Origin of the sequence: Carnobacterium sp., from assembly GCF_032094055.1 — a bacterium.
GTDB lineage: Bacteria > Bacillota > Bacilli > Lactobacillales > Carnobacteriaceae > Carnobacterium_A.
The window spans coordinates 14,611-25,671 of sequence record NZ_DAMDAK010000001.1 but is presented as its reverse complement, the minus strand read 5'-3'; the positions used below and the strand labels follow the sequence as shown (position 1 = coordinate 25,671).

Annotated in this window: 9 protein-coding genes and 1 pseudogene; 9 read left to right on the top strand and 1 reads right to left on the bottom strand. The window is 36.0% G+C overall.

From position 1 onward, the window contains the following. Together RT405_RS00145 and RT405_RS00140 are read left to right on the top strand one after the other, a co-directional pair. The coding region (locus tag RT405_RS00145) for a tetratricopeptide repeat protein (protein ID WP_313466687.1) at window positions 1–255 on the top strand (255 nt) is incomplete at its 5' end. Window positions 256–277: 22 nt separating this feature from the next. Continuing rightward, complete coding sequence (locus RT405_RS00140; RefSeq protein ID WP_313466686.1) at window positions 278–2,770, top strand: ATP-dependent RecD-like DNA helicase; 2,493 nt, start codon at window positions 278–280, stop codon at window positions 2,768–2,770. Window positions 2,771–2,840: 70 nt separating this feature from the next. Here RT405_RS00140 and RT405_RS00135 read toward each other — a convergent pair whose 3' ends face one another. Beyond that, window positions 2,841–3,791, bottom strand: a complete 951-nt coding sequence (locus RT405_RS00135) for a diacylglycerol kinase family lipid kinase (protein ID WP_313466685.1) — start codon at window positions 3,789–3,791, stop codon at window positions 2,841–2,843. A 204-nt stretch (window positions 3,792–3,995) separates the two neighbouring features. Between RT405_RS00135 and RT405_RS00130 the strand changes: the two genes are divergently transcribed. The 7 genes and pseudogenes from RT405_RS00130 to RT405_RS00100 form a co-directional block, all read left to right on the top strand. After that, on the top strand, window positions 3,996–4,877 hold the full coding sequence (locus RT405_RS00130) for a YitT family protein (protein WP_313466684.1): 882 nt from the start codon (window positions 3,996–3,998) through the stop codon (window positions 4,875–4,877). A 399-nt stretch (window positions 4,878–5,276) separates the two neighbouring features. Continuing rightward, a complete protein-coding gene (gene alaS / locus RT405_RS00125) occupies window positions 5,277–7,925 on the top strand; it encodes an alanine--tRNA ligase (protein WP_313466683.1) in 2,649 nt (882 codons plus the stop codon). Between the two features lie 204 nt (window positions 7,926–8,129). Beyond that, entirely contained in the window at window positions 8,130–8,396 is a 267-nt protein-coding gene (locus RT405_RS00120; protein WP_035028707.1) for an IreB family regulatory phosphoprotein, read from the top strand. Next, complete coding sequence (gene ruvX / locus RT405_RS00115; protein ID WP_313466682.1) at window positions 8,396–8,818, top strand: Holliday junction resolvase RuvX; 423 nt, start codon at window positions 8,396–8,398, stop codon at window positions 8,816–8,818. The genes RT405_RS00120 and ruvX overlap by 1 nt, the downstream gene beginning before the upstream one ends. A 64-nt stretch (window positions 8,819–8,882) precedes the next feature. Beyond that, the gene (locus tag RT405_RS00110) at window positions 8,883–9,212 is read left to right on the top strand and encodes a DUF1292 domain-containing protein (RefSeq protein ID WP_313466681.1); all 330 of its coding nucleotides are present in this window, start codon (window positions 8,883–8,885) and stop codon (window positions 9,210–9,212) included. A 283-nt stretch (window positions 9,213–9,495) separates the two neighbouring features. Then, window positions 9,496–10,647: an endolytic transglycosylase MltG gene (gene mltG, locus RT405_RS00105; RefSeq protein WP_313466732.1), complete on the top strand. Its 1,152-nt coding sequence runs from the start codon at window positions 9,496–9,498 to the stop codon at window positions 10,645–10,647. Window positions 10,648–10,733: 86 nt separating this feature from the next. Beyond that, window positions 10,734–11,061: pseudogene (locus RT405_RS00100) on the top strand (uridine kinase); the annotation flags it as partial.

Below are 11,061 nucleotides of genomic sequence, written 5' to 3'. Positions count from 1 at the left end.
TTGGTAGGAGATTGTTTTATGCAAACAGGCCATTTTAAGGAAGCAAAGGATTATTTTGAACAAGCAGTCACAGTAGCCCCAGATAATGATGAAGCATGGTTTAAACGAGGTGTGATTGGGATGACTTTAAATGAATCAGCGACTATTGTAGAAAGCTTTTTTAAAACTTCTCATGAATTAAACCCTGAAGCACATTTAAAACGGCTTCAACAACTGCAAGCGATCGAAAAGTTTGTTCAGCTTCAAGAAGAATAAAGAATGGAAAGGATGGATAGAAATGGTCGAACAAGAAAAATTAGACTTATTTGCAACGGAAGAACTGTATATCGTAGGACAAGTCGTCGCAATATTCTATCAAAATCCAACAAATTTTTATAAAGTTTTATTAATAAGAGTGACCGAAACAAATAGTGATTATGCGGATAAAGAAATTGTCGTTACAGGGAACTTTGGTCAAATTCAAGAGGAAGAGACGTATCGTTTTTATGGCACATTAATCGATCATCCTAAGTTCGGCCTTCAATTTAACAGTAATCGTTACAAACAAGAAAAACCTACGACTATGGCAGGTGTAATAAATTACCTTTCCAGCGACAAGTTTCCTGGAATTGGGAAGAAAACAGCTGAAAATATCGTGCATGTTTTAGGCGAAAACGCTATTGACAAAATCAGCGAAAACCCAGATGCTTTAGCTGAAGTAACAGGATTAAACAGCAAGAAAAAAGAAGTCTTGATTCAAACGATCCACGCTAGTGATGGAATGGAGAAAATTATCATTGGTTTAAACAGCTATGGATTTGGAAGCCAACTCGCTTATAATATCTATCAAACCTATCAAGGAGAAACATTGGAAATCATCCAGGAAAATCCTTATCAATTGGTTCAGGATATTGAAAACATTGGCTTTAAAAAAGCGGATGCTATTGCGGAACAATTGGGCTTTGCTGCTGATTCTCCAGGACGGTTGAGAGCAGCGGTCTTATTTGCTTTGAATGAATTGTGTTTAAGTCAGGGCAACACGTATACATCAGCTGAAGCTTTGTTGGAAGAGAGTTTAACTGTTTTAGAATCTAGCCGTTCGTTTATTATTGAACCAGATGCAGTAGCTGAGGAATTAGTCCATTTGATCGAAGAAAATCAAATTATAGAAGATCAGAAAAAATTGTATATTAAATCATTATATGCAGCTGAATGGGGAATCAATACATCCGTTAAACGTCTATTAAATCGCAAAAAAATTACATATGGTGCCCACGATATTCCTAAAGAAATTCGAAAACTAGAAAAAAGATTGGGAATTTCTTATGGAGCATCACAGGTAAAAGCAATTGAGGAAGCGATGCTGTCTCCGATGTTTATTTTAACGGGTGGTCCAGGAACAGGAAAGACGACGGTTTTAAATGGAATCGTTTCATTATTTGCTGAACTAAATGGGTTATCATTAGATTTAAATGATTACAAAGAACAACCTTTTCCGATATTATTGACAGCGCCAACGGGACGTGCAGCTAAAAGAATGAATGAAACGACGAACTTACCGAGCAGTACGATTCATCGCCTATTAGGATTAAATGGGAGAGAAAACAATAATGAAGATCAACAATCTGACCGTGAGTTAGAAGGAGGTCTGTTGATTGTCGATGAAATGTCGATGGTTGATACTTGGCTGGCCAATCAGTTGCTTCGAGCGGTACCTCAACATATGCAAGTTCTATTCGTAGGCGATAAAAATCAGCTTCCTTCTGTTGGACCAGGACAAGTGCTGCATGATTTGATTGATGCCCATCTAATTCCAAGCATGGAATTGAATGAAATTTACCGTCAAGAAGATGGGTCAACTATTATTCCCTTAGCACATGAAATTAAAGATGGCCGTTTGCCAGTAGATTTTACTCAAAATAAAAAAGATCGTTCGTTTATTTCTTGCAACGCTTATCAGATTGAAGAAGTCATTCGACAAGTTGTAGCGAAAGCAAAAGAAAAAGGTTTTACATCTCAAGACATTCAGGTTCTGGCACCAATGTATCGAGGACCGGCTGGTATTGATGCGTTAAATAAAATGATGCAAGAAATTCTGAATCCTAATGAAACAGGAAAACGCAAAGAAGTAAAATTTAACGACCGAGTTTACCGCATTGGAGACAAAATTCTGCAATTGGTCAATAATCCTGAATTAAATGTTTTTAATGGAGATATGGGAGAAATTACCAGCATTACTTATGCAAAAGAAACAGCTGATAAAGTAGATGAGCTGGTCATTCAATTTGATTCGAATGAAGTAACGTACAAACGAAACGAATGGAATAAAATTACTTTGGCATATTGTTGTTCGATTCATAAATCACAGGGCAGTGAATTTAAAATGGTGATTTTGCCAATGGTTCAAAATTATGGCAGAATGCTGAGACGTGATTTGCTTTATACTGCGATCACCAGGAGTAGCGAATTATTAATTTTATGCGGAGAAAATTCAGCTTTTCAAGAATGTGTCTTGAAATCTTCGGCTACACGATTAACTACATTAAAAGAACGGCTTATGGAAGAAAAAGACGTCTTATCTAATGAAACGATACAAGCCGCTTTTAATGAATCCTCAGAAGAAAAACATAAAACGGCTGTCTCAGAATCGGTCGATAGTGAGAAGACGCTAGAAGAGGGTTCATTGTTTGAAATGCAAGAAGAAGCGCCGACTTCTTATCGATTAACAATAGAACTGATTCAATTGAATAAAATTGATCCCATGATCGGTATGGAAGGCATCGCTCCTTAAAGAAAAAAGAGCTAAAAGAAACAGGTGATCTGTTCTTTTAGCTCTTTTGACAGCTGAGAGTTTTTCAACATTAAAACCAGAAATAACGCGAAGATGAAGAGAGCTGTAAATCAATTGTACGGTAACCTAAAAGTTCACCGTCTGCTTGAACTTCTTCTTGTACAGTGGAATACATGCGAAGGTTTTCGCTTTTAATATAATGCACATCTTTATGCTTTAAGTGACGTCCATCAGCTAGCATTAACAAAAAAAGCCAAATAATTTTAAAGACGGAAGATTTTTCAAGCACAATTAAATCAACTTTATTATCATATGGAGAAGCTTTGGGTGAAATCCTCATTCCACCGCCAAAATAAGGATGATTATTCACGGTAACTAAAAAAGCATTAGGAAAAGATAGCTGTTGATGGTCCATTACGACCTCGATGGGGAACGCTTTTTGTTGAGTTAAGACAGTGATGACTGAAACGAGATAAGTTAAGGAGCCAAGGTGGTATCGATTCAAACGTGCTTTCACCGTTGATTGGTTTGCTTGTTTGACGGTTGCTGCATCAAATCCAACACCCACGTTGTTGACAGCATAATGGATTTGTTTCTTGTTGTTTTCTTTAAATTGGATAACATTTACTTCTCTAGGTGTTCTAACAGATAAAATCTGCTTTAGTGCTTTTGAAGTATTTTTTGAAATCCCTAATCCTTTTGCAAAATCATTTCCTGATCCTGCTGGAATATAAGCTAATGGAATGTCTTTATAGGTTTCACCAAGACCTAACAGCGCTTCGTGTAAAGTTCCATCTCCGCCGACAATCAGCAGTATAGCAGTGGCTGAACTAAGTAAAACATGCCGTTCTTGAACTAATTCTGCTACTAGTTTGATAGTATGACCGGCATAACATGATTTATGTAAGTGAAAAGAAAGCTTTTTTTTCTTTACTTCTTTTACTAAAGTTTGACAAACAAGTTGACCTTTCCCAGAACCAGAAAGCTCATTAAAAACAATATGAATTTCTTTTGGCTTCATCATGGAAACTCCTTTAGTTAGTTGATCGTTAGCTAGATAAGTATAAATCAAAATAGATAAAAAAGTAAGAGGAAAAATAGTCTAACAGATAAGAGACGGATGGTTCGTTTATCAGAACAGAATAATGTAAAAAAAGGTTTCAAAGTAGAAAATTAATGATAGAATGAGCAGTGGTTTGAAAAGTTTAAGAAAAAGGAGTTTATAATGAAAAAGAAAATAAAAAAAGACCACTTCCCCTTACAAGTAATCGACATCATTTTCATTGTTGTCGGTTCTTTTATCGCGGCAGTTTCATTTAATGTATTTTTACTGCCCAATTTAATTGTTTCAGGCGGGGTCAGCGGAATCAGCACAATTTTACATCGTTTATTTGAATGGGATCCTTCGCTTGTTCAGTTCGCTTTTAATATTCCTTTATTAGCCCTGTGCTTTATTGCATTAGGGAAAGAAGCTGGATTTAAAACTATTTTAGGAAGTTTGATTCTTCCTGGATTTATTGGACTGCTTAGTTCTTTAGAGCCATGGACCATGAACCCTTTATTAGCGGCACTATTTGGAGGGATTACCACAGGTGTAGGCCTTGGGTTAGTATTTAAAGCAAAAGCCTCAACAGGCGGAACAAGCATTATAGCACAAGTGATTCACGTATACTTAAAGCTGCCTTTAGGTACAAGTGTTGCATTAATAGATGGTTTAGTTATTCTGGCTGCTTTGATTGCATTTGATGGAGAAATCGTCATGTTTTCTATTATCTCCCTATTTGTTATTAGTCGGACAATTGATATGATTCAAGTTGGCTTCAATCGTTCTAAGAACGTCATGGTAATCTCCGAAGCTGCTTCAGAGATCAAAACCGCTATCTATCAAAATATTAATCGGGGTGTTACTAATTTAAGCATTACTGGTGGGTATGGTAATCATGCTAAAGAAATGCTGATGTGTGTGGTAGATGAACAAGAATTTACGTATTTGAGAGAAAACATTTTAGAGGTAGATCCTGATGCTTTTGTTGTCGTGATGAGCGCTAGCGAAGTATGGGGAAAAGGCTTTACACTAGCTAAAGATTCTACTACCGAAAATTTGTAAATGTGTCGAAACACAATAGAAAAATAAAGTACAAGCAAAAAAGAGAATGATATTCCCTTTTTTGCTTAATTTTTTTATTGACATTCAAATAAAGTTCTCCTATACTTTAGTCGATGGTAAAAGGATATGTCTCTTTTAATAATTGCTCAAAGAAAGGTTTTCCTAGGCTGAAAGAAAACTGGCAAAATAAACGAGATGCTCCCTTTTTTATATATAGTAGAAATACTATCGTTTCTCACGTTATCGAGAAGTAAGAGGTAATGAGTATGTCGAATGACATCATTGCAAACAAGGTGGTACCGCGATTAATTCGTCCTTGTCCGGCAATGTTGTGATTGGGCTTTTTTTATACTCTTTTTTTAATAAAAAACAGCTAGTAGATTGAAAGGAAGAACAAGGATGAAACAATTATCAAGTAATCAAGTACGTCAAATGTTTTTAGATTTTTTTGAAAAAAAAGGTCATTCAATTGAACCAAGTGCTTCTCTGGTTCCGGTAGAAGACCCAACATTGTTATGGATCAACTCAGGAGTAGCCACATTAAAAAAATATTTTGATGGTTCAGTTATTCCTGAAAACCGAAGAATAGTAAATGCACAAAAAAGTATTCGAACCAACGATATTGAAAATGTTGGTAAAACGGCTAGACACCATACTTTATTTGAAATGCTGGGGAACTTTTCTATTGGAGATTATTTCAAAGAGGAAGCGATCCTTTGGGCATGGGAATTTTTAACTGATGAAAAGTGGCTGAATTTAGATCCACAAAAGCTTTATGTAACGGTTTATCCAGAAGACAAAGAAGCAGCTCAAATTTGGCGAGAAAAAGTAGGGTTAGCAGAAGATCATATTGTCGAAGTGGCAGATAATTTTTGGGATATCGGAGCTGGTCCAAGTGGCCCTGATTCAGAGATTTTTTATGACCGTGGCGAAGCATTTGATACTTTAGCGAAAGACGATCCTGAAAATTATCCAGGTGGTGAAAATGAACGCTGGCTTGAAATTTGGAACTTAGTTTTTTCTGAATTTAACCACAAAGAAGATGGCACTTACGAACCTCTTCCTAGTAAAAATATTGATACCGGAATGGGATTAGAACGTCTTGTTTCGATTTTGCAAGATGCGCCTACCAATTTTGAAACAGATTTATTTTTGCCGATCATTAAAGAAATTGAGAAAATAAGCAACGGTAAAAAGTACGGAGAAAATAGTCAAGATGATATTTCGTTTAAAGTAATTGCGGATCATTTGCGTGCAGTGAGCTTTGCAATTGGTGATGGAGCTTTACCTTCAAACGAAGGACGCGGATATGTCTTACGCCGTTTATTACGCCGTGCAGTTATGCATGGGAAAAAACTTGGAATAGATGAAGCGTTCATGTATAAATTAGTACCCATTGTTGGAGAAATCATGTTCAGCCATTATCCAGAAATTCTGGAACAACAAACGTTTATTGCAAAAGTTATTCAAACAGAAGAAGAACGTTTCCATGAAACAATTAATGATGGATTAATGATTTTAAACCAGTTAGTGGCTGATTTAAAAGCAGCAGGAGAAACTCGGATCAACGGAAAAGATATCTTTAAACTGTATGATACTTTTGGCTTCCCAGTTGAACTTACAGAAGAATATGCAGAAGACGAAGGATTAACTGTTGACCATGAAGGGTTTATCAAAGAGATGGAAGCACAACGTAACCGTGCTCGTGCAGCGAGAAGCGATGAAAAATCAATGGGAACGCAAAATCAATTATTTTCAGAAGTTAAAGCTGAAAGTACATTTATTGGATATGACCAAACAGTCGCAGAAGGGAAACTTGAAGTCATTGCAACTGATGAAAAACTAGTACCGAAAGCAGAAGCTGGCGATAACGTTCGTTTGATTTTTGATCAAACACCGTTTTATGCTGAAATGGGAGGACAAGTCGCAGATAAAGGGCTTATCAAAAACACTAAAGGCCAGGTAGTTGGAAAAGTAGTGGATGTGAAAAAAGCTCCTGCCGGCCAGCCTTTGCATACAGTAGAGGTTCTAGAAAAACTGACTGTAGGAGAAACTTATCACTTATCTGTTGATGAAACGTTACGTCGTAAAATCACACGCAACCATACTGCAACTCATTTATTGCATCAAGCATTAAAAGACAGCCTTGGCCAACACGCTAATCAAGCAGGATCATTAGTTACTGCAGATTATTTGCGCTTTGATTTTACACATTTTGGTCAAGTGACGCAAATGGAACTGGCTGAGATGGAACGCAAAGTAAATGAAAAAATTTGGGAATCTCTTCCGGTCACTACCGTAGAAACGGATATTGAAACAGCACGCGAAATGGGCGCTATGGCCTTATTCGGTGAAAAATATGGGAACGTTGTCCGTGTTGTTAATGTAGGAAATTATTCGATAGAACTGTGTGGAGGTGTGCACGTTAAAAATTCAAGTGAAATCGGCGTCTTTAAGATTATTTCAGAGTCCGGTATAGGGGCAGGTGTGCGTCGTATCGAAGCTGTTACAAGCGAAGCTGCCTATAGATTCTTCCAGACAGAAGAACGTCGATTGAATAAGGTGGCACATTTAGTAAAAGCTCAACAGACTAAAGACGTAGAGGCAAAAATCGAACAATTACAAGTAGAGCTTAAAGAAAAGCAAAAAGAAAATGAAGCATTACAAGCGAAGCTGACTAACGAACAAGCGAATGATATCTTTGGTGAGGTTCAGGAAGTAAATGGTCTTACCATCATAGCAGCAAAAGTAGAAGCCACTGATATGAATCAATTGCGTCAATTTGCAGATCAATGGAAACAAAAAGCTGTTTCAAATATTTTAGCTCTTGGTTTTGCTAAAAATGGAAAAGTTAACTTGTTGACAGCAGTTGATCAAGAAACCATTAAAAAAGGATTGAAAGCTGGAGATTTAATCAAAGAGATTGCTCCGTTAGTCGGTGGCGGCGGTGGTGGACGCCCTGATATGGCTCAAGCAGGAGGAAAGAATCCAGCTGGATTAACTGCTGCATTAGATAGAGTTACGGATTGGGTCCAACAAAATAGTTAGATTAAATCGGTAAAGAGAAGAGATAGACTGAAATCAGTAATTCTAATGGTTTCAGTCTATTTTTTTAAAGGACGAAAAAGAAAATCAAATCAATGGAATAAAAAAGAAAAATAGAAATTTGGTTACAATTGTTTATAGTTATTGTAGTTTGAAGTGCTTTCTTGTAGAATAAGAGTAGAGTTTACAGAAATCGGGGTGCAGAATATGAGTTCAATAGATGAAACAGTTCGGTTTAATGTCGGTGATAATCATGACAAAGATGTTAGACAGACATTAACACTAGTGTACGAAGCATTAGAAGAGAAAGGATACAATCCAATCAATCAAATTGTCGGTTATTTACTCTCTGGAGACCCAGCGTATATTCCACGTCATAAGGATGCCAGAAACTTAATTAGACGTCACGAGCGTGATGAAATAGTAGAAGAATTGGTTAGAACCTATCTGAAGACGAGTGGAGAAGAAGCTTGATGAGGACAATGGGATTAGATGTCGGTTCAAAAACAGTAGGTGTTGCAATCAGCGACCCATTTGGATGGACTGCTCAAGGAATTGAAATTATAAAAATCAATGAAGCGCAAGAAGAATTTGGAATGGTGAGAATCAGCGAGTTAATAAAAGAATACGAAGTTTCAAAAATCATCGTTGGGTTGCCCAAAAATATGAACAACTCTGTTGGTCCGCGTGCAGAAGCTTCCATTCGCTATGCTCAGCTTTTAAAAGATTTATTCGGAATTCCTGTTTTCTTCCAAGATGAACGGTTATCAACGGTCCAAGCTGAAAGAATGTTGATTGAAGAAGGCAATACCTCACGTGCAAAACGCAAAAAGGTAATAGACAAAGTGGCTGCAGTGATGATCCTCCAAAATTACTTGGACAGCAATCAAAACTAGCTTTTAAAGGAAAGTTACGTTAAAATGAATAAGAAGGATATTTATTTGTAAAGGAGAGTTGAATATGTCAGATGATCACAACCACAACCATGACCCTGAACACGATCATGAACATGAAGGACATGAACATATTACAATTATCGATGAACAAGGAAATGAAGAATTGTATGAAATTCTATTTACTTTTGATTCAGATGATTTCGAAAAATCTTATGTTTTAGTTTACCCTGCTGGTTCTGCTGAAGGAGAAGAGGTTGAATTACAAGCTTACTCTTATGTTGAAATGGCAGATGGCAAACAAGGTGATTTAGAACCCATTGAAACAGATCAAGAATGGGATATGATTGAAGAAGTATTGAATACTTTTATGGCTGATGACGAAGAATCATTTTAATTAGAACCGTTCAGCAGAAAGAATTGAATAACAGTAAAATTGAGCTAATGAATCTCTTATTAGCTCAATTTTGTTGTCTAGCATTAAAGAATATGTGCTCCACAAAAATGATTAAATTAATGATAAATACATAATAAAATGATTGTTGTCTTTTTTTTATTACATAGAGTATGGTATTATGTATATTAGTGCAAGCTGGGAATTTAAAAGAGTTAGGATTAAGTGAAAAAGAGAGTAGAAAATCCGATGGTTTTCTTGATTTTGATAGGAGGGCCTCTTCTTGGTGAAGAAAGATACGAATAAACAGGCAATGAAAGAAAAAGAAAATAAAAAAGAACCTTATTCAAAAGTAGCTGAAAGACAACAAGAGAAAAAAATGGTCAATAAAATTGTCTTGAGTATTATTACGATTTTATTTTTATTGCTGGTTGTCTTAGGTATTGTAGGATACCATTATGTCACAACTTCTCTAGAACCATTAAATGCATCAAGCAAGGAAGAAATCCAAGTAGAAATTCCTTCTGGAGCCTCTTCAGCAGATATTTCACGTATTTTAGAAAAAGATAAGGTTATAAAGAGCGCTTCTGTATTTAGTTTTTATATTAAACTCAATAACGAAACTGATTTTCAAGCCGGGTATTATCTTTTTTCTCCTTCGATGACATTAGATGAAATTATTCATTCTTTACAGGAGGGAGGCAGTCCTGTAGCTTTTGACGGAACCAAAATTCTAGTTCAAGAAGGAGTAACGGTCGAACAAATTGCCGACTCGATTGAAAAATCAACTGATTTTTCAGCTGCTGAATTTTTGAAGATTGTCCAAGACCCAAAATTTTTAGCTGATTTACAAACTAAGTATCCTGAACTATTGTCTAATGCGATTGATGCTAAAGATACGCGATACGTTTTAGAAGGATATTTATTCCCAGCAACTTATGATTTTACAGAAGAAATGTCGCTTAAAGAAGTTGTTGAAAATATGGTGAAAAAAACGGATGAAGTCATGCAGGATCATTATACTGCTATTAAAGAAAAACATTTAACTGTTCATGAAGTGATGACTCTAGCTTCTTTAATAGAACGCGAAGGCAATACATATGAAGACCGTACAAAAATTGCCAGCGTCTTTTTTAATCGTATAGATGCAGAGATGCCTTTACAATCTGATATTAGTGTGTTGTATGCTTTGAATAAACACAAAGAAGTAGTTACTTACAAGGATTTAGAAGTGGATTCCCCTTATAATTTATATAAAAATACAGGATATGGGCCTGGTCCTTTCGACAGCCCTTCGCAAGATTCAATTAAAGCAGTATTAAATCCTGCTGAAACCAATTATTTATATTTCTTGGCTGATACTAAAACGGGAAAAGTCTATTTTTCGAGAACTTATACAGAACACCAAGAGCTTATAGAAGAGTATATCACTGAGTAAATTAAAAAAGAAAAATTAAACAGAAGCATGAAAAGCATTGAGCCTATGGTTCAATGCTTTTCATAAGGAATGGAGCGAACAAAAGTATGAGTAAGAGCATGAGTAATAGACACAAACCAATTGTTATTGGTGTAACAGGGGGATCTGGAAGTGGAAAGACAAGTGTTAGTCGTGCTGTTTATAATCATTTTTCAGGCCATTCCATTTTAATGTTAGAACAAGATTTTTACTATAAAGATCAAAGTAATTTGTCTTATGAAGAACGGTTAAATACAAACTATGATCATCCTTTTGCTTTTGATACAGATTTATTGATAGAACACTTAAACGATCTGATTCATTATCGTTCAATTGAAAAGCCAGTATATGACTATGAGGCACATACACGAAGCGACAAAGTTATTTTACAAGAAC

What these genes read in the sequence shown, in the direction of transcription:
- RT405_RS00140 (WP_313466686.1), top strand. Translation starts at nt 278, where the DNA reads ATGGTCGAACAAGAAAAATTAGACTTATTTGCAACGGAAGAACTGTAT.
- RT405_RS00135 (WP_313466685.1), bottom strand. Translation starts at nt 3,791, where the DNA reads ATGAAGCCAAAAGAAATTCATATTGTTTTTAATGAGCTTTCTGGTTCT.
- RT405_RS00130 (WP_313466684.1), top strand. Translation starts at nt 3,996, where the DNA reads ATGAAAAAGAAAATAAAAAAAGACCACTTCCCCTTACAAGTAATCGAC.
- alaS (WP_313466683.1), top strand. Translation starts at nt 5,277, where the DNA reads ATGAAACAATTATCAAGTAATCAAGTACGTCAAATGTTTTTAGATTTT.
- RT405_RS00120 (WP_035028707.1), top strand. Translation starts at nt 8,130, where the DNA reads ATGAGTTCAATAGATGAAACAGTTCGGTTTAATGTCGGTGATAATCAT.
- ruvX (WP_313466682.1), top strand. Translation starts at nt 8,396, where the DNA reads ATGAGGACAATGGGATTAGATGTCGGTTCAAAAACAGTAGGTGTTGCA.
- RT405_RS00110 (WP_313466681.1), top strand. Translation starts at nt 8,883, where the DNA reads ATGTCAGATGATCACAACCACAACCATGACCCTGAACACGATCATGAA.